Origin of the sequence: Exiguobacterium abrahamii (genome assembly GCF_015645365.1) — a bacterium.
Classification (GTDB): domain Bacteria; phylum Bacillota; class Bacilli; order Exiguobacteriales; family Exiguobacteriaceae; genus Exiguobacterium_A; species Exiguobacterium_A abrahamii.
The window spans coordinates 504,200-523,030 of sequence record NZ_JADOYC010000001.1; the positions used below are offsets into that span (position 1 = coordinate 504,200).

At 47.2% G+C, this 18,831-nt stretch carries 16 protein-coding genes, 1 riboswitch and 1 other annotated feature; of the genes, 14 read left to right on the forward strand and 2 right to left on the reverse strand.

Going from position 1 to position 18,831, the window contains the following annotated elements; genetic code table 11:
• Positions 1 to 91 precede the first annotated feature (91 nt).
• The 6 genes from yugI (at position 92) to ITJ88_RS02535 (ending at position 6,051) form a co-directional block, all read left to right on the forward strand.
• Positions 92 to 484: a S1 domain-containing post-transcriptional regulator GSP13 gene (gene yugI, locus ITJ88_RS02510; RefSeq protein ID WP_012371159.1), complete on the forward strand. Its 393-nt coding sequence runs from the start codon at positions 92 to 94 to the stop codon at positions 482 to 484.
• A gap of 136 nt (positions 485 to 620) precedes the next feature.
• Positions 621 to 1,787, forward strand: coding sequence for an iron-containing alcohol dehydrogenase (locus tag ITJ88_RS02515; RefSeq protein WP_023469114.1), 1,167 nt, complete (start codon positions 621 to 623; stop codon positions 1,785 to 1,787).
• Positions 1,788 to 1,900: 113 nt separating this feature from the next.
• Positions 1,901 to 3,250: a glucose-6-phosphate isomerase gene (locus ITJ88_RS02520; protein ID WP_195864588.1), complete on the forward strand. Its 1,350-nt coding sequence runs from the start codon at positions 1,901 to 1,903 to the stop codon at positions 3,248 to 3,250.
• A 172-nt stretch (positions 3,251 to 3,422) separates the two neighbouring features.
• On the forward strand, positions 3,423 to 3,896 hold the full coding sequence (ytkD, locus tag ITJ88_RS02525; protein ID WP_149427744.1) for an RNA deprotection pyrophosphohydrolase: 474 nt from the start codon (positions 3,423 to 3,425) through the stop codon (positions 3,894 to 3,896).
• Positions 3,868 to 4,623, forward strand: a complete 756-nt coding sequence (locus ITJ88_RS02530; RefSeq protein ID WP_195864589.1) for an alpha/beta hydrolase family protein — start codon at positions 3,868 to 3,870, stop codon at positions 4,621 to 4,623. Before ytkD ends, ITJ88_RS02530 begins: the two co-directional genes overlap by 29 nt.
• Positions 4,624 to 4,797: 174 nt before the next feature.
• Positions 4,798 to 6,051 carry an EAL and HDOD domain-containing protein gene (locus ITJ88_RS02535; RefSeq protein WP_195864590.1) on the forward strand — a complete coding sequence of 418 codons (1,254 nt, stop codon included), beginning with the start codon at positions 4,798 to 4,800 and terminating at the stop codon, positions 6,049 to 6,051.
• A gap of 29 nt (positions 6,052 to 6,080) precedes the next feature.
• On the opposite strand, the gene pckA is transcribed toward ITJ88_RS02535, so the two are convergent.
• Positions 6,081 to 7,649: a phosphoenolpyruvate carboxykinase (ATP) gene (gene pckA, locus ITJ88_RS02540; RefSeq protein WP_195864591.1), complete on the reverse strand. Its 1,569-nt coding sequence runs from the start codon at positions 7,647 to 7,649 to the stop codon at positions 6,081 to 6,083.
• 234 nt (positions 7,650 to 7,883) lie between these two features.
• Positions 7,884 to 8,010, forward strand: a riboswitch (SAM riboswitch).
• 128 nt (positions 8,011 to 8,138) lie between these two features.
• Between pckA and metK the strand changes: the two genes are divergently transcribed.
• From metK to ITJ88_RS02555, 3 genes are all read left to right on the forward strand, one after another.
• Positions 8,139 to 9,347, forward strand: a complete 1,209-nt coding sequence (metK, locus tag ITJ88_RS02545; RefSeq protein WP_023469108.1) for a methionine adenosyltransferase — start codon at positions 8,139 to 8,141, stop codon at positions 9,345 to 9,347.
• Positions 9,348 to 9,484: 137 nt separating this feature from the next.
• On the forward strand, positions 9,485 to 9,973 hold the full coding sequence (locus ITJ88_RS02550) for a GNAT family N-acetyltransferase (protein WP_069940898.1): 489 nt from the start codon (positions 9,485 to 9,487) through the stop codon (positions 9,971 to 9,973).
• Between the two features lie 78 nt (positions 9,974 to 10,051).
• Positions 10,052 to 10,756 (forward strand): serine aminopeptidase domain-containing protein, encoded by a 705-nt coding sequence (locus tag ITJ88_RS02555; RefSeq protein WP_035396459.1) that lies wholly within the window; start codon positions 10,052 to 10,054, stop codon positions 10,754 to 10,756.
• A 338-nt stretch (positions 10,757 to 11,094) separates the two neighbouring features.
• Here the strand turns inward: ITJ88_RS02555 and mnmM are convergent, their stop codons facing one another.
• On the reverse strand, positions 11,095 to 11,694 hold the full coding sequence (gene mnmM / locus ITJ88_RS02560) for a tRNA 5-(aminomethyl)-2-thiouridylate-methyltransferase MnmM (protein WP_255343803.1): 600 nt from the start codon (positions 11,692 to 11,694) through the stop codon (positions 11,095 to 11,097).
• 153 nt (positions 11,695 to 11,847) lie between these two features.
• On the opposite strand from mnmM, the gene ITJ88_RS02565 reads away from it, so the two are divergent.
• From ITJ88_RS02565 to ITJ88_RS02585, 5 genes are all read left to right on the forward strand, one after another.
• The gene (locus ITJ88_RS02565; RefSeq protein ID WP_064299476.1) at positions 11,848 to 13,026 is read left to right on the forward strand and encodes an MDR family MFS transporter; all 1,179 of its coding nucleotides are present in this window, start codon (positions 11,848 to 11,850) and stop codon (positions 13,024 to 13,026) included.
• A 183-nt stretch (positions 13,027 to 13,209) separates the two neighbouring features.
• Positions 13,210 to 14,244 (forward strand): peptidoglycan bridge formation glycyltransferase FemA/FemB family protein, encoded by a 1,035-nt coding sequence (locus ITJ88_RS02570; protein WP_195864592.1) that lies wholly within the window; start codon positions 13,210 to 13,212, stop codon positions 14,242 to 14,244.
• A 94-nt stretch (positions 14,245 to 14,338) separates the two neighbouring features.
• On the forward strand, positions 14,339 to 14,983 hold the full coding sequence (locus ITJ88_RS02575) for an HAD family hydrolase (RefSeq protein WP_195864593.1): 645 nt from the start codon (positions 14,339 to 14,341) through the stop codon (positions 14,981 to 14,983).
• Positions 14,984 to 15,021: 38 nt separating this feature from the next.
• Positions 15,022 to 15,244 (forward strand) — a binding site (T-box leader).
• 46 nt (positions 15,245 to 15,290) lie between these two features.
• On the forward strand, positions 15,291 to 17,696 hold the full coding sequence (gene leuS / locus ITJ88_RS02580; protein WP_195864594.1) for a leucine--tRNA ligase: 2,406 nt from the start codon (positions 15,291 to 15,293) through the stop codon (positions 17,694 to 17,696).
• 131 nt (positions 17,697 to 17,827) lie between these two features.
• A complete protein-coding gene (locus ITJ88_RS02585) occupies positions 17,828 to 18,805 on the forward strand; it encodes a hypothetical protein (RefSeq protein ID WP_195864595.1) in 978 nt (325 codons plus the stop codon).
• The last annotated feature ends 26 nt before the right edge of the window (positions 18,806 to 18,831 follow it).

Below are 18,831 nucleotides of genomic sequence, written 5' to 3' on the forward strand. Positions count from 1 at the left end.
AAAAAATAAACAAATTCCAAAAATATTTTTTACGATACAAGAAAAGTGTGTTATTATAAGTTGATGAATTTAGTTAGGGAGTGTATACATTATGGCAAACTTTGAAAAAGACCAAGTCGTTACTGGTAAAGTAACTGGTATTCAAAACTTCGGTGCTTTCGTAGCACTTGACGAGCAAACACAAGGTCTCGTCCACATCTCAGAAATCTCACACGATTACGTAAAAGACATCAACGATTACGTAAAAGTTGGCGATGAAGTAACTGTTAAAGTTCTCGACATCGACGAAGCTAACAAAAAAATGAAGCTTTCGATCAAAGCAACTCAGGAAGCTCCAAAACGTGAAGCACGCGCGAAAGGTCCACGCAAAAACGCTGGACGTCGCGATGCAGGTCCTGCTTTCAAACAAGAAGAAGCACCTGGATTCAACGTTCTTAAAGGTAAATTGGAAGAATGGATTGAAAAATCAAACTTCCAAAAATAAGCCACATGAGAGAATCGACATCGGTCGGTTCTCTTTTTTTATGCGATTTTTACATAGAATAAGCATTAAATTAGATGCGAAAGGGGAATGTGTGGATAATGTAAGGTGTTCATTACTTATTGAGGAGGCAACACAGATGGAAAACTTTGAATATCGCAATCCAACAAGACTTATTTTTGGTGACGGTCAAGTCAGCCAACTGAAACCACAACTCGAAGCACTCGGTGCAAAGAAAGTCATGCTCGTCTTCGGTGGCGGCAGTATTAAACGTAATGGCGTCTATGATGATGTCACACGTGAACTCAACGCGGCAGGAATCGAGTACGTCGAATGCGACGGTGTCGAACCGAACCCGCGTATCGAGACAGCAGAGCGCGGTATCAAAATCGCACGGGAAGCAGGCGTTGACGCATTGCTTGCACTCGGTGGCGGTTCTGTCATCGACTGCACGAAATTGATTGCTGCTGGTATTCCTTATGAAGGCGAAGCGTGGGATCTCGTTATCGGCAAAGCAACACCAGAGACAGTCATCCCATTCGGAACAGTCTTGACGCTTGCAGCAACAGGTTCTGAGATGAACTCAGGATCCGTCATCACGAACTGGAAGACACAAGAGAAATACGGTTGGGGTAGCCCGCTTACGTTCCCGACATTCTCAATCCTTGATCCGAAGTACACAGTCAGTGTGCCAAAAGATCAAACAATCTACGGTATCGTCGATATGATGAGCCACTGCCTCGAGCAATACTTCCACCCTGCACATGCGCCGGTTCAAGAACGCATGACTGAAGGTGTTATGAAAGCAGTCGTCGAAGCAGCACCAAAACTCGTCAACGATCTCGAGAACGTTGAACTTCGTGGCACGATTCTCTTCGCTGGTACGATGGCACTCAACGGTGTCCTTCAAATGGGCGCACGTGGCGACTGGGCATCACACAACATCGAACACGCTGTCTCAGCTGTTCACGATATCCCGCACGCAGGTGGACTCGCGATCCTCTTCCCGAACTGGATGCGTCACGTACTCGACGAATCAAATGCACATCGCTTCGTGACACTCGGTGAGAACGTCTTTAACGTTGATACGGAAGGTAAATCAGAGATGGAAGCAGCACACGCGACAATCGACGCAATCAGTGCTTTCTGGACATCACTCGGTGCACCGAATCGTCTCGCTGATTACGACATCAAAGAAGATACAGTTGACGCAATCGTCAAGTCAGCAATGACACGCGGCGACTTCGGAAACTTCAAATCACTTGGAAACGAAGACGTTCGTCAAATCGTGACAGCTGCCCTATAACAATCTGTAACATTTGCTACTCATTTCACAAAAGACTTGAACGACCTTCCTTCTTGCGTTTTAATGAAAAGGAAGGTCGCATTTCGTTGCGAATGAATAAGGAGGACGATGGCATGTCAACAGTACGTTTTGATTATTCGAAAGCCCTACAATTCGTAGGTCAACATGAAGTAGATCATATGGCGGAAACGGTAAAGACGCTTCACCATGCGATTCATGCAGGAACAGGCGCAGGAAGTGATTTCTTAGGATGGGTGGATCTTCCGACGAATTACGATCAAGCGGAATTTGCACGTATTCAAGCGTCTGCAGAAAAAATCAAGTCGGATTCTGATGTGTTGTTAGTCGTCGGAATCGGCGGTTCGTATCTCGGAGCGCGCGCTGCGATCGAGATGCTCGGACACTCATTCCATAACTTGTTATCAAAAGAAGATCGCAAAGCACCACAAATCATCTATGCAGGTCACAATATCTCATCAACGTATCTGCATGATTTGTTCGAAGTCCTCGAAGGAAAAGATGTATCAGTCAACATCATCTCGAAATCGGGTACGACGACAGAACCAGCAATTTCGTTCCGTCTCTTGAAAGCGTTCATGGAAGAGAAATACGGTAAAGCAGAAGCCAAACACCGGATTTATGCAACGACGGATAAAGCGCGTGGTGCATTAAAAACACTCGCAGACTCTGAAGGATACGAAACATTCGTCATTCCGGATGATGTCGGCGGCCGTTTCTCTGTGTTGACACCGGTTGGTCTCTTACCAATCGCAGCAGCTGGTATTTCAATCGAAGAGTTGATGCAGGGTGCCCGTGACGCGCAAGAGCGCTATGCGAGCGAAAACCTAGCTGACAACGAAGCGTATCAGTACGCGGTCGTTCGAAATGCGCTTTATGCGAAAGGGAAGACGATCGAGCTTCTCGTCAACTACGAACCAGCACTTCATTATGTATCAGAGTGGTGGAAACAATTATACGGCGAGTCAGAAGGAAAAGACTTCAAAGGGATCTTCCCAGCAGCGGTTGACTTCTCGACGGATCTTCACTCGATGGGACAATACGTCCAAGAAGGTCGTCGTGACCTGTTCGAGACAGTTATCAAAGTCGGTCAAGCGCGTCATGCGTTGACTGTTGAAGAAGACGCTCAGGATCTCGATGGATTGAACTTCCTTGCAGGGAAGTCGATTCAATTCGTCAACGATAAAGCAGCAGAAGGTACGTTGCTTGCGCACACGGACGGACAAGTACCGAACTTGACAGTCGAACTTCCGGAGATGACACCGTATCACCTCGGATTCCTGTTCTACTTCTTCGAAAAAGCTTGTGCGATGAGTGGTTACCTCCTCGGAGTGAACCCATTTGATCAGCCAGGCGTCGAAGCGTACAAGAAAAATATGTTCGCGCTTCTTGGGAAACCAGGATTCGAATCAGAAAAAGCAGAACTCGAAGCACGTTTGAAGTAATGTGAAACGACAGTCGATCGTTCCCTAGTGGAACATCGGCTGTTTTTTTGTCTTTAGCGGATGATAGTAGGCTATCATTTTCCAGATTTACAGGTAATCCTAGCGTTTTCACTTTTAGAATACCCGTGAAACAGGTAAAGTGAAGTTAGAAGAAGAAATGAGGTGCACGTACGTGATTACATTCTTGGATTATTATCAAAATCAAGTGGAGTTAAGTTTTGATGACCATCCGTTCTCGGATCGTCCCTTGCACGTGTGGGTCATTGCCGTGTACGAAGGAAAATGGTTGCTGACCCATCATAAGCAGCGGGGGTATGAATTTCCTGGTGGAAAGGTTGAACCAGGGGAAACGGCAGAAGAAGCCGCACGTCGCGAAGTGATGGAAGAGACGGGTGGGGAAATCGATTCTCTCTCATATGTCGGACAGTATCGGGTTGCTGGAAAAGGTGATACGATCATCAAAAACATCTATTTTGCGCAAATCGGGTCATTGTCGTCTCATCTTGCCGTGGATGAAACAGATGGTGCTTTTCTATTCGAGGAACTCCCTGATCGTCTCGATACGAATCGACAATACAGCTTTATGATGAAGGACCGTGTCCTTCCGGAGACACTCCGTGTACTTAGCGAACGCCGATTGGTTTGAACTTCCGCGGCAAGGTCCGTTTCGGACGTTTCGGATGTTTTATACCACAGCGGACGGAGAACGGGTCGGTGCCTATATCGTACTCCCGCAAGTCGCGAACGGTCAGGGAATTCTCTACTTGCGTGGTGGAACGCGTTCGATCGGAATGGTCCGACCGACACGACTGCTCGCGTTCGCACAGGCAGGCTTTTTTGTCATGGCACCTTTCTATCGAGGGAATCTAGGCGGTACGGGAAAAGAAGACTTCGGTCATCACGATATCGAAGACGCCTGCAGTGCCTTTGACTGGTTGCAGCAACGTGTCTCGCATGTGCACGCATTTGGATTTTCACGTGGTGGACAGATGGCATTGCTCCTTGCGCATCACCGTCCAGTCGCCCGAACGGTGTCCTGGGCAGGGGTGACGGAGTTGACGTGGACGTATGAAGAGCAGAAGACGATGCAAAAGATGCTGCGGCGATACACGGGAGGTACACCAGACACGGTTCCTGATGAATACGCGGTTCGCTCGCCGCTCCATGTCGAACCTCAAGGTGAAGTATTATTGATTCACGGTGCATACGACGAGAACGTTCGTTTACGACACGCGACGGCTTATGCCGCGCGTCATTCCGAAAAAACGATGCTTCAGACTTATGCCTATGCCCATCAATTTCCGATTCATGACAAGTTGCGTGTGACACGGAATGTGTTGAATTGGTTTGAGACTGGTATCTATAATCGATGATGCAACCGGTACGATGAATGTCGTATCGGTTTTTTTGTCATCTGAAGAATTGAACTTACATACATAATGGGAAAAAAAGAATATTGATTCGTTGTAAAAAACAATAAACTTCCTGAAAAATAAATTTTGATATAATTAGAACCATATGAGTAATGTAGAGGGGGATGGAGGACGATGGATATCTTACTAGCACGTCAACCCATCGTTGACCGAATCGGAGCAGTTGATGCATTCGAGTTACTGTATCGTTCCGTCAAACAAATGAACGTATTCGACGGTGATCTAGCGACGATGGATGTATTAACGAATACACTCGTTCATATGGGTGTAGAGCATGTCGCTGAAGGTAAAAAACTTTTCGTCAACTTTACAGCGGATCTCTTAAAAAGTGATCTGATTCACTATTTAGATCCAAAACGGTTCGTTATCGAAATTTTAGAAACTGTTGATATCGATACAGAGATGTTATCTGTGTTGCACAGTTGGAAAGAAGCAGGTTTTACACTAGCACTCGATGATTTTGTGACCGATTTACTTCGTCAACATGGAACAGAATTATTTGCACTAATTGATTTAATTAAAATCGACATCGAAGCGATTCCCATTCGCGAGCAAAGTGCGATCCTGCATATCGTCCGTCGTAATTATCCCCATATCAAGATGCTTGCCGAACGAGTCGAGACACATGAAGATCACACACGTTGTCTTGAAATGGGATATGACTGGTTCCAAGGCTATTTTTATGCTAAGCCGATGTTGATGAAGGGAAAAGCTGTCCCTCCTCAATTGCCGGTATTGCTGAAGATGCTAAAATGGCTCGATACGGATGAGAAATACGATGAAGTCATTGATGAGATTGAAGCAAATCCGTATATCAGCATTCAAGTACTGCAACTGATCAATTCTCCAGGAATGGGATTACGAAATACAGTCAGCTCTGTTCGTCAAGCCATCTCACTACTTGGCTTCTCACAACTCAAAAGCTGGATTTCGTTAATCGTCTTGCGTGAGATGAAGCTTGCTAGTCCTTACGAATGGTCAAATGAGTTACTCCGGTCTTCTTTACATTGTGCTAAGCTCTGCGAGTTGTTCGCAACGGAAACACGGACGCTGCAACCAGAGAGTGCCTATATGATTGGCTTATTATCGCATATCGATGCGTTATTATCCGTTGATATCGACGACATCATCGGTCAATTACCAATCGAAGATTCTTTGAAGGTTGTCCTACAAGGAAAAGATCATCCATTCCGTGATTGTTTAGTGCTTGCGATCAGTGCAGATCGCGGTGATTTTGATCAGTTCGAACTGCTCAGTCAACGTTTAGGTGTCTCACTTCCACGAGCCTATGCGCTACTAGCAGAAAGTCAAGAATGGCTTAAACAAAAAGAAACACATCTTCAAGAAAGAACGGATTCTATCCTATAAAATAAAAAAAGAGCCCGAGGGCTCTTTTTTTATAGGCGTGGACCAGCTGACTTGATTGCATCCGTCGCACTTTCGAAGCGAAGGAAATTGTGTTGGAATTTCTCAGCAAGCGAACGCGCTTGTGTGTCGTATTCGTCCGGATTTGACCAGACGCGTACCGGGTTGAGTAACTCGCTTGGAACACCTGGAACTTCAAGTGGCATGTGAAGTCCGAAAATCGGGTGTTCTTCTGTTGGAATCGTTGCAAGTGTACCGTTGACGGCAGCGTTGACCATCGTCCGTGTATAGGATAGCTTCATGCGGCTACCTGTTCCGTAAGCACCGCCTGTCCAACCTGTGTTGACGAGATAAACAGTGACACCGTGACGATCAATCAATTCGCCGAGCATCGTCGCATATTTTTCAGGCATCAGTGGAAGGAACGGTGAACCAAAGCATGTCGAGAACGTTGCTTCCGGTTCCGTGACACCGCGTTCTGTTCCAGCGAGTTTTGATGTATATCCTGATAGGAAGTGATACATCGCTTGTTCTTTCGTCAATTTACTGATCGGAGGCAAGACACCGTACGCATCAGCCGTCAAGAAGACGATCGTCTTCGGATGACCAGCACGTGACGGAACAGCGATGTTATCGATCGCTGTAATCGGATAAGCAGCACGCGTATTTTCCGTCAACGATGTGTCATCGTAATCAGGATGACGGGCTTCGTCGAGCACGACGTTTTCAAGGACGGTTCCGAAACGGATTGCGTCAAAGATTTGCGGTTCTTTTTCACGCGATAGATTGACCGTCTTCGCATAACATCCCCCTTCGATGTTGAAGACACCGTCGTGCGACCAACCATGTTCATCGTCACCGATCAATTGGCGACTATCATCTGCTGACAGGGTGGTCTTACCAGTACCGGATAGACCGAAGAACAAGGCGACGTCGCCTTCGTGTCCGACGTTTGCCGAGCAGTGCATCGAAAGGACATTTTCTTGTGGCAAGAGATAGTTCATGACGGAAAAGATCGATTTTTTGATTTCTCCCGCGTATTCCGTTCCACCGATTAAGACGATCCGGTGTTCGAACGACATCGCGATGAACGTCTCGGAGTTCGTTCCGTCAACGGCAGGATCTGCTTTGAAATGTGGCGCATAGACGACCGTGAACGGTTCGAAGGCAGCCACTTCAGGATACTCGCGTAAAAAGAGTTGTTTGGCAAACAGGTTATGCCAAGCGTATTGTGTGAGCACACGGACCGGAAGGGTGAAGTGCGTATCTGCTCCAGCAGCAGCTTCTGTGTAGTAGAGCTGATCGGCTTCGTTCATGTAACGAAGAACCTTTTGCAACAATTGTTCAAATTTGTCTCCATCCATTGGTTGGTTGACATGACCCCAATCAATGTGAGACTCGCAGGAAGAATCACGGACGATGAACTTATCTTTTGGTGAACGACCTGTAAATTTCCCCGTTTCTACAGATAATGCGCCGTTCTCAGCAAGGACACCTTCTTCGTTTCGAATCGCATGTTCGACAAGTTCAGCAACAGATAGTTGTTTGAACACATGCTCTTTCTTGAGTAGTTCTTCGATATTCAGGACCGTCATCGGCATCCTGACCCCACCTTTCCCCTACGTTGGTTTTGGCTCACTGCATTTAGTATGACACATTTATTATATATGACATACTAAAGAGAGAGCAATCATTTTCTGGTGCTGATTTCTATTTATCTGGAAACGCTTTCAGCATTAACAGTTTAACATCTCTTTCAAAAAGTTTCGACTAGAATTTGAAACCTTGCTTGACAGAGTAGGTACAACTTTATATCATGTAATTCGTAACGGATACTCTTATTCTGAGCAGGTGGAGGGAACAAGGCCCGAAGAAACCCGGCAACCGTCCTACATTAATTCACATATTAATGAGGGAAAAGGTGCTCTCCTGAAGCGAAGTAAACACTTCGAACGATAAGAGGGTAAAGGAAGAACGCACAACCTTTCCCTGACCATTTTTTGGACTTGGAAAGGTTTTTTTCATTTTACCGTCCCACTCAACTAGGGGAAATGAGTACACCGTCAAATTCTTTTTTGGGAGGGTCATACATGACAAACCTTAATCGCCGACTATTCACGTCGGAGTCAGTCACTGAAGGTCATCCAGATAAAATCTGTGACCAAATTTCGGATTCAATTCTTGATGCGATCCTCGCAGCGGATCCAAACGCGCGTGTTGCGGCAGAAACTTCTGTTACAACAGGTCTCGTTCTCGTTGCAGGTGAGATCACGACATCAACTTACGTCGACATTCCAAAAGTCGTTCGTGAGACAATTCGTGAAATCGGCTACACACGCGCGAAATACGGTTTCGACGCAGATACGTGTGCTGTATTGACATCAATCGATGAGCAATCAGCAGACATCGCTCTTGGTGTCGACCAAGCGCTTGAAGCACGTGAAGGTAGCATGTCTGATGCAGAAATCGATGCAATCGGTGCAGGAGACCAAGGTCTCATGTTCGGTTACGCAACGAAAGAAACACCAGAACTCATGCCACTTCCAATCTCGCTCTCGCACCGTCTCGCACGCCGTTTGGCAGAAGTGCGTAAAAACGGTCAACTCGACTACCTTCGTCCGGACGGAAAAACACAAGTCACGGTCGAATACAACGAGAACAACGAGCCGGTTCGTGTCGATACGATTGTCATCTCGACACAACACGCAGAAGAAGTCACGCTTGAGCAAATCCAAGCTGACTTGAAAGAACACGTCATCACACCGGTCATTCCGGCTGAATACATCGACGCAGCAACGAAATTCTTCATCAACCCAACTGGTCGTTTCGTCATCGGCGGACCACAAGGAGATGCTGGATTAACTGGTCGTAAGATTATCGTTGATACGTATGGTGGATACGCACGCCACGGCGGTGGAGCATTCTCAGGTAAAGATCCAACAAAAGTCGATCGTTCAGCTGCATACGCAGCACGTTACGTCGCGAAGAACCTCGTTGCTGCAGGTCTTGCAGACAAAGCAGAAGTTCAACTCGCGTACGCAATCGGTGTCGCGCACCCAGTATCAATCGCGGTTGACACATTCGGTACAGGAAAACTTCCTGAAGCGCAACTCGTCGAATTGGTTGCTGAAAACTTCGATCTTCGTCCGGCTGGAATCATCAACATGCTTGATCTCCGTCGTCCGATCTATCGTCAAACAGCTGCATACGGTCACTTCGGTCGTACAGATGTTGAGCTTCCATGGGAGCAAACAGATAAAGCAGCAGTTCTTGAAGAGCAGGCAAAACGTTTCGCATAATCAAAAAGTCCGAGAACCCTTCGTGGGTTTTCGGACTTTTTTGTTTACGGGGAACTTTGCAGGAAACGAATGTTTTTTCTAGAAGAGGGTAAAAGTACATGAGTCGATTCGTATGAATACAAAGGGGGGTTCCGATTATGGAAATACGCGAAGCTATTCCAGCTGATGCAGGACGTATTCATGACATTGCTGTTACATCTTGGTTGGATACGTATGCAGAAATCTATTCCGAACGTTCGAAAGCGCATTTCGTGCAGGAGGCGTATCCGCAAGAAGAAGTCGTTCGTGCGATTCGGACGGCGGAAGAAGCACGGGGAGAGTATTTTTATGTCGGAATCATCGATGAGGAAATCGTCGGTTTCATTCATGCTGTTGATGTTGAGGGAACGTGGGAGATCGTTCGTTTGTACGTCTTGCCGAAATATCAGCAAAACGGCATCGGGCGACGACTGATCCGTGAACTCGAACGACAAGGAGCCGTCCCACTCGAAGTATACGTGGAAGCACGTAACTATAAAGCACGTCAGTTCTTGACCTCATTCGGTTTTGAAGAACTCAGTGAGATGACGGAAGAAGTCTTTGGGCAAGTAGAATCTGTCATTCGTCTTCGCCATGTCGCCTCGTGAAATCCGTCTTGGGACGGTTTCGTGTGCGTTTGAAATAAGGTATCGTAAAAAAGAAGTATGAAGTGAAGAGGTGAGTTTGTGGTTGAACAACCAACAGGAATCATCGTATTAGTCTACCCGTTACAACTGCGTGCCCGTCCGAGTGAAGCCTTGATTCGGGTACTCGAACGAGAGTATGAAGTATTGCTCGTCGACGCACCACGTCGCATCTCGTTTGAAGAACATGGTCAACTGTTAAAAGAAGCATTACGTGAAGCCGGGAAACGCAAGCTACCGATTCATATCGTCGCCTGTAGCATGGGCGCACTCGTCGTCAATCGTCTGTTGCAAGAATATGAATTACCGGTCGCAAGCCTTGCGTTCATTTCACCGTTATTTGATTGGCACCCTTCGAAACAACTCGGAGGCGTCAAACAAGTCTTCGCAAGTGCATTCGATCGTTTCCGGCCCGATGCGCCACTCGGTACGTTGCCGTTTGGTCAAAGTACGGAAGATACCGTTCGCATCGGTGAACTGACCTATGCACAGTACCGGGAAATCGAAGAAGAGATCGTCGTACATGACGAAGAACGAAAAAAACTGCCGCGTGTGAACTTGGCTTGTTTTTATGCGCCGGACGATCAGTTCGCAGACGTCAAGTTGACGCTTGAAGTATGCCGGAAAATGGGTGGCGATCAGATTTACTTACAACGTCTACACGGTTTTCCGCATTTTAGTTTCGAACGGTTGAACACACGGTTTGCAGAAAAATTAATGTTGTTCTTTAAGCTTGTTGAAGAATGAAATAACAAAAGTGATGCCTCTAAAAAAAGGCATCACTTGAGACTGAAGATAAAGTGCAATTTTTCTCTAACGAGAAGGATTGCGCTTTTTTGTTCGTTTCGCATCGTTTTCCTGGGACAAGCATCTCGCCGCTTCGCTTCGCTGCAGGGTCGCTCTGCTTGTTTTTCCCTAGGAAGCGATGTCGAGGGAACAAAACGCTTCTCTGATCCTTCTTCCCGGTATAAAAAGAATGACGCGTTACACGTCACTCTTACAGGAAAAAACAATTTTGCGCTGTCAGAGACAAACGAGACCCGTTTTCTTGCTCGAATGGAGCGGGAAAACGGGCTTGTGTTTCATCATCCGCGTACTTTTTTCTCGATCGCGATGATGAACGGGGGATGATTTTGTTGGTTCAAGAAGCGATACTGGAGAACGGCATAATCTTGCTGATCAAGGGCTGTGACGTAATCGAGGACAGCGTCACGTTCTCGTTTTCCTTCCAGGTGACCATGATATACGACGAGGACGACAAGACCGCCGGGAGCGAGGACCGGGAGGAGGGCATCGAGTGCTTCAAGCGTCTCTTCTCCGGTCGTCGTGATCGATTTGTCGCTTCCAGGCAGGTATCCGAGATTGAAGACACCAGCGCGGACCGGACGTTGTTCGTCCGAAAGACGGGCACCGACATGGATGTGGCTTTCATGATAAAGGTCGACGCGTGCTAACATTCCGGCTTCGTCGAGACGTCGCGTCGATTCCTCGATGGCTTGTGCCTGGACGTCGAACGCAAGAACCCTTCCTTCTGGACCGACGCGTTCTGCTAAAAACTGTGTATCATGTCCATTTCCGGCAGTCATATCGACGACGCAGTCTCCGGGTTCGATAACGGACTCGAGTAATTGTTTCGTATAAGGTAGTACACGGGCAAGTGACATGGCATAGACTCCTGTTCCTATAGTCTGTTTTTCTAGTAATGGTTCAGTATGTGCAAGATTCTTTCTGCATTATATCATTTTTTGATTCGTTGACGAAAAGCGAAGTGGCTTGACAGTTAGGGGACGGATTGCGTAAAGTGGCAAGGTTGAGAATGAAATAGGAGGACCACAGGTATGCCAAAATTACCAAAAGCGGTCTGGATCCTCGTCCTTGCGATGGCCATCAATACGACGGGATCCTCTTTTTTATGGCCGTTTAATACATTATATATTCATGAATATCTAGGAGAGTCGATGACAAAAGCAGGGATGGCATTGTTCGTCAACTCGGCCTTAGCAATCGTCGGAAACTACTTAGGTGGAAAAGCGTTTGACCGTCTCGGTGGCAAGAAGACGCTTGTCATCAGTGTCATCGGACTTGTCCTGTCTTCCGTCGGCTTGTTGCTGTTTCATCAGACGTACCTCGGATACGTCGCGATGCTTGGATTGATTGGATTCGTCGGTGGGATGGTTTTTCCGACGATCTACGCGATGACGGGTGTGATCTGGCCGGAAGGCGGACGCCGTGCCTTTAATGCGATCTATGTCGCCCAAAACGTCGGTGTAGCGCTCGGGACAGCCGTCAGTGGTCAAATCGCTGCCTTTTCGATTCAGTACATCTTCATCGCCAATCTCGTCCTCTACATCGCCTTTGCCATCATTTTGTTCGTCGGTTTGTCCTGGATTCAGGCACCGGCGCGGATGCATGCGGCGCATGACGAGATCGAAACGACACGCACACCCCTTGCACGCGGTGCGGCACGGACGATGTTGCTCGTCTCGATCGGTTATGCCTTACTTTGGTTCGTTTATGTGCAATGGCAAGGAACTTTTGCCGTACACACGAAATCGCTCGGTGTCACGATTTCCGAGTACTCGATTCTTTGGACGATCAACGGAGCACTCATCGTGTTCGCACAACCTTTACTAACACCAATTCTTCGTTGGTTTGGAGATGACTTAAAGCGACAATTGATGACCGGTACAGGAATCTTCCTCTTGTCTTATCTGATCGTTCCGTTCGCAGGCGGCTTCAAGATGTTCCTCGTCGCGATGATCATCTTGACGATTGGTGAGATGTTCATCTGGCCAGCAGTTCCTGCCATGGCAGCGAGACTCGCGCCGATCGGAAAAGAAGGAGAATTCCAAGGGTACGTCAATATTGCTGCTTCAGCGGGGCGGATGATCAGTCCGACCGTTGGAGGGTTGATCTACGATGTATCCGGTATGTCAGCGGTCTTCTTGACATTGATTGGATTGATCCTGTTAGCGGGCGTCGTCTTCCTTCGTGCCATTCCTAAAATCACATCATGAGCATCATCTGTAAGACAGCGGACATTATGACCGCTGTCTTTTGTTACGTCATTCGTTTGAAAATCATAAAATAAACATTTAATAATATGGAATATTTCGGCAGGTAAACGGGTACTTTCTAATCAAGAACTTGAAAAAGAAAGGTCATATGAACGTTGCTTCTTTTTGACTGGAGGTGCACGAATGGAAAGGTGTCAATTCATCACAGATGCCGCAACTTGGACGACACACGTACAGCAACAGCCTCTTGATATCTTCTACAGTCACCAATACGTCACGCTCAACGCTAGACCGTCTGAGCAAGCGGTGCTATTCCGTTATGAAGGTGATGCAGGAACCATGTTCTACCCCTTTTTAAAGCGCCGGATTTTTGATACGCCTTATTCAGATCTCATCACGCCGTATGGCTATGGTGGACCGGAAATCATCGGTCAACTGACGGCGGCTGAAATGCAGCATGCACGCTTATTGTTTGAAAGGTGGGCAAAGCGAGAAGCGATCGTCTCAGAAATGATTCGCTTTAATCCATTGACGGGGAATGAACGCTTCATGCGGGATTGGACGAAAGTCTCCTTCATCCGTCATACGACGAGTATCGATTTACGCCCTTCACTAGAGGACATCATGCAGACATTTCATAAGAAGACGAGAAGTATGATTCGCAAATCGCTTGCCTCTCCTTTAACCGTTAGAACAGGAACACGAAACGACCTACCTGTTTTTGTAGCGTTGTATCATGAAACGATGGACCGGAAGAATGCTTCGGCTCATTACTATTTTACGGCAAGTTATTTTGAGCAATTATTTGAAGCAAATCCACTCTGTGAGCCATTGTTACTGATTGCGGAAATCGACGGAGAACCTGTTGGTGGATACTTCGTATTACTTGGGAAAGAATATGCTCACGGTCATTTGATTGGGTGTAAGCGGGACGAAGCGAAGATGTTTCCGAATCAGCGACTCGAGTACGAAGCGATTCTTCAGGCGAAAGCACGCGGTCTCGTCGAACAACATCTCGGGGGTGGATATCAAGAACGGGATAGTCTCTTTGAGAGTAAATGCCGTTACACCGGGTATCGTTTATTTGAGTATCATCAAGGAAAATCGATTCTTCAACCAGCCGTATACGATCAGTTATGTGTACGATACGGGTCAGATGCTGATTCGGATTATTTTCCAGCTTACCGACAAACAAGTGTCCAAATGGCGACAAGTTAAACAGTAACTAAATGAAGAAGGCGAAACGACTACATCGTGTAGTCGTTTTTTTGATATGCTGAAATCATGATAGATCAATTGAGGGGGATGTGTCTTGAAAAAACGAGGTCTTATTTTTGATATGGATGGGGTCATTTTAGATAGTGAAATTCGCTACTTTGAGGTCCATCAGCAAATGTTCAAAACGTTATCGATTCCGCTCGATCCGGTTCAGTATGCGACGTTCATGGGAAAAACAGGAGATGAGATGTGGGAAGAACTTGTCGCGCAACACGATCTCCTAGAAACAGCGAGTGCGTTACTTGAGGAAGAACATCGCTTGTTTCAAATTCATGCAAAACCGGAGGAATGTGGGTTAAAAGAGGGAGTCAAACAAGTCATCGAACAAGCGGCGTCTCTTGGTTACGATATCGGGATCGCCTCCTCGAGTTCGCTTCAAAAAATCGAACGCGTCATCCGTCATTATGAGCTTCCCATCACGCATTACGTCAGTGGGGAAGAAGTCGTGCGTTCAAAGCCTGATCCTGCGATTTTTCATCTTGCGGCATCACGAATCGGGCACATACCTGAAGATTGTCTCGTCATTGAAGACGCTGCGAACGGGATGATCGGCGCTAAAGCAGCAGGCATGGAAGTGATTGCGCTTCTCGATGATCGGATGCCGATGCAACGTCTAGAACAAGCGGATCATGTAGCGCGATCGCATGCAGAAATCGAGGAAATTTTACGGAAGCGTTGACGCTTGAGGAAGAAACAGATTACACTAGGAAAAGATAGTCAATTGCATGGAGCTGAAGTAGTAGGGGAAAGGTGCCGTTAAGAGAGCTGGTGGAAGGTGCGAACCAGTCGGTAACAACCGTGAACTCGTCAGGGAGCACGATTCGTGAAGTCGTAGTAGCGAATCCGGTCTTTCACACCGTTATCCGTGAATCAAGCGGTCTGTCATAGACAGACAACGTGGGTGGTACCGCGGAAGCCAAACCGGTCTTTCGTCCCTATTCCTAGGGGCGGAGGACCGGTTTTTTTAGATTAGAGGAGGAAAAGACATGCCGTACAATCATCGCGAAATCGAACCAAAATGGCAGGCGCGTTGGGATCAAGACAACGCCTTCGTCACAACAGAAGATCCAGAAAAAGAAGGGTTTTATGCCCTTGATATGTTCCCGTATCCGTCAGGTGCCGGACTCCACGTCGGTCACCCGGAAGGCTACACAGCAACCGATATCCTCGCACGGATGAAACGGATGCAAGGATACAACGTCTTGCACCCGATGGGATGGGATGCGTTCGGATTACCAGCAGAACAATACGCCCTCGATACAGGGAATGACCCACGTGAATTCACAGCGAAAAACATCGAGACGTTCAAGCGTCAGTTGAAAGAACTTGGATTCTCTTATGACTGGGATCGTGAAATCAACACGACGGATCCGAAGTATTACAAATGGACACAGTGGATCTTTACGAAGTTGTATGAAAAAGGACTTGCGTTCGTGGACGAAGTCGCGGTCAACTGGTGCCCAGCACTTGGAACCGTTCTTGCGAATGAAGAAGTCATCGACGGATTATCGGAACGCGGAAATCATCCAGTCGTGCGTGTCCCGATGCGTCAATGGGTCTTGAAAATCACGGAATATGCGGATCGTCTTCTTGAAGATCTCGATGACCTCGATTGGCCGGATTCTGTCAAAGAGATGCAACGGAACTGGATCGGGAAATCAGAAGGTGCTGAGATCGATTTCACGATTGATGGACACAAAAAACAAGTCACGGTCTTTACGACACGTCCGGACACAATCTTTGGTGCGACGTACCTCGTGCTTGCGCCGGAGCATCCATTCGTCGCTGACATCACGACAGCGGATCACAAGGATGCCGTCGATACGTACATTTCGCAAGTCCAAACGAAGTCGGACCTCGAACGGACGGATTTAGCGAAGGAAAAAACAGGCGTCTTCACGGGTGCTTTCGCCGTCAATCCAATCTCAGGTGATCGTCTGCCGATCTGGATCGCTGATTATGTCCTTGCTTCGTACGGAACGGGTGCAATCATGGCGGTTCCAGGACACGATGAGCGCGACCATGAATTCGCGAAACAATTCGACTTGCCAATCGTTGAAGTCGTCGCGGGTGGAAACGTTGATGAAGCAGCCTATACAGGAGAGGGCGAACACGTCAACTCGCATATGCTTGATGGTCTTGGAAAACAAGAAGCAATCGAGACGATGATTGCTGAACTCGAAACGAATCAAGTCGGACGTAAGAAAATCACGTATCGTCTCCGCGACTGGTTGTTCAGTCGTCAACGGTATTGGGGCGAGCCGATTCCAGTCGTTCATATGGAAGATGGTTCGATGAAGACGCTCAGCCAAGAGGAATTACCGCTCGAACTTCCAATCATTCCGGAAATCAAACCGTCTGGTACAGGCGAATCACCACTTGCGCTTGCGGAAGACTGGTTGGATTATACGGATCCTGAAACAGGAATGAAAGGGCGTCGCGAGACGAATACGATGCCACAATGGGGCGGAAGCTGCTGGTATTATCTTCGTTTCATCGATCCGCACAATGAAGAGGCGATCGCGGATCCAGAAAAATTAAAATACTGGCTTCCAGTCGATATTTACATCGGTGGTGCGGAACACGCCGTTCTCCACTTATTGTATGCACGCTTCTGGCATAAAGTCTTGTATGATGCAGGTGTCGTACCAACAAAAGAACCATTCCAGAAGTTGTACAACCAAGGGATGATTCTTGGAGAGAACAACGAGAAGATGTCGAAATCACGCGGTAACGTCATTAATCCGGATGAAATCGTTAAATCGCATGGTGCGGATACGTTACGCTTGTACGAAATGTTCATGGGACCACTCGATGCATCAGTTGCCTGGTCGGAGAACGGTCTTGACGGGGCGCGTCGTTTCCTCGATCGTGTCTGGCGCTTGTTCGAACGGACAGCAGACATTCAGGACGTCACGGAAGTCGATGCTGACTTCGAGCGGACATACCACCAGACGGTCAAGAAGGTCACGGAAGACTTCGCGAACATCCAGTTCAACACCGGAATTTCGCAACTCATGGTCTTCGTCAACGAAGCAAACAAACAGCCGGTTCTTCCGCGTCACTTCCTTCGTGGATTCATCCAATTGTTAACACCAGTTGCACCACACCTTGGTGAAGAACTCTGGGAACAACTTGGATTTGAAGAGACGTTGACGTATGCGGCATGGCCAACATTCGATGAATCGAAACTCGTCAGCGATACGATGGAATTCGTCATTCAAGTGAACGGAAAGGTTCGCTCGAAAATCGAAATCAATATCGATGCGACAAAAGAAGAAATCGAAGCACTTGCCTTTGCTGATGAAAAGACACAAGAATGGATCGGCGACAAAACAGTTCGTAAAGTCATCGTCGTACCGAAAAAATTAATCAACATCGTGGCAAACTAAGCCATAGCCCCTTTCATTCGCTTGACGTGAATGGAGGGGGTTTCTTCATTTCCGTCGCAAGTCCGCTTTTTTTTTCAACGACCTTCTGCTACACTGAATCAGAAACCGAGAAAGAAAGGCGAGTACCATCAATGAAACGATCTTATATAGTCTACACAACGATTTTTGCTGTCGTTTCGGGGTTGATCCTTTGCGTACTGCTCGTCTTCTCGAAGCCGGAGACGTTGTTACGTATTCAGGAAACGTTCGCGAAAATCGAGACGCAATCGAAGCATCAGGCAGCCGTTAAACAGGTGCCACCGAAAACGCCTTCAGCTATTCCGAACCCGGAAGAGCCGTTAATCAAAAATGTCCAACACATGTTATATGATGATTCCATTGGTTCGTACCTCGTCGTCACAGACGATTATCGTTTCTTTGAAATCAGTGGAACCGGAGAACGCATCAACGCATCCTTCCAGTTAGAAGAAGGAAAGTTGTTGCTCGCTGGTCTTGACGGTATGACCCTCGTTGACGGGGAGACCGTCGCGTTATTGACGTCGAATCAGATTCTGGTCACGATTACGCGAAAAGACGGTGTCTGGAGCGAAGAAAAACGTGAAAAAGTACAGGGAACGACAATACGGGATAGTTTCCATGGTCTTGGATATGATGCGAAGAAAAAAGAATTCTATACGATTAATCATATTCGAGCACTGGGACGAGTCGAGGTGACTTATTTCGCGATGAAAGAGGATAAGATCAAGATTGATCCTGACGCCTCGGAAAAGAAAAAACGTGCATTGAAGAAAAAACAGAAACCGCCTTATCTGTCAGTCATCAAACGTGAGAAGATTGAAGCGGCGAGTGGGATGCGAAGTGATGCGAAGAAATCGTTCGAGTCCGAGTTCCGTCCGATTGGTCTTGCTGAACGACAAGGTCGGATCTACACACTCGATTCAGAAGCGCTCTATCTCTATTCGATCGATCGAAAGGACAAAACGATCACGGGCGAGACAGCCAGTCCGAAAGTATATGGTTCGAAAGGGATTTTCGTGCAAGATAATGAGTTGTTCGCGTTAGTCGTCACGGATAAATTCTCAAGCCGATCGTTTACACCGATTGATTAAATCCTGACATAATAAGACCCGATTCC

Excerpts from the sequence above, each read along its gene's own strand:
- yugI (WP_012371159.1), top strand. The coding sequence starts at position 92 with ATGGCAAACTTTGAAAAAGACCAAGTCGTTACTGGTAAAGTAACTGGT.
- ITJ88_RS02515 (WP_023469114.1), top strand. The coding sequence starts at position 621 with ATGGAAAACTTTGAATATCGCAATCCAACAAGACTTATTTTTGGTGAC.
- ITJ88_RS02520 (WP_195864588.1), top strand. The coding sequence starts at position 1,901 with ATGTCAACAGTACGTTTTGATTATTCGAAAGCCCTACAATTCGTAGGT.
- ITJ88_RS02535 (WP_195864590.1), top strand. The coding sequence starts at position 4,798 with ATGGATATCTTACTAGCACGTCAACCCATCGTTGACCGAATCGGAGCA.
- pckA (WP_195864591.1), bottom strand. The coding sequence starts at position 7,649 with ATGCCGATGACGGTCCTGAATATCGAAGAACTACTCAAGAAAGAGCAT.
- metK (WP_023469108.1), top strand. The coding sequence starts at position 8,139 with ATGACAAACCTTAATCGCCGACTATTCACGTCGGAGTCAGTCACTGAA.
- ITJ88_RS02550 (WP_069940898.1), top strand. The coding sequence starts at position 9,485 with ATGGAAATACGCGAAGCTATTCCAGCTGATGCAGGACGTATTCATGAC.
- ITJ88_RS02565 (WP_064299476.1), top strand. The coding sequence starts at position 11,848 with ATGCCAAAATTACCAAAAGCGGTCTGGATCCTCGTCCTTGCGATGGCC.
- ITJ88_RS02570 (WP_195864592.1), top strand. The coding sequence starts at position 13,210 with ATGGAAAGGTGTCAATTCATCACAGATGCCGCAACTTGGACGACACAC.
- leuS (WP_195864594.1), top strand. The coding sequence starts at position 15,291 with ATGCCGTACAATCATCGCGAAATCGAACCAAAATGGCAGGCGCGTTGG.
- ITJ88_RS02585 (WP_195864595.1), top strand. The coding sequence starts at position 17,828 with ATGAAACGATCTTATATAGTCTACACAACGATTTTTGCTGTCGTTTCG.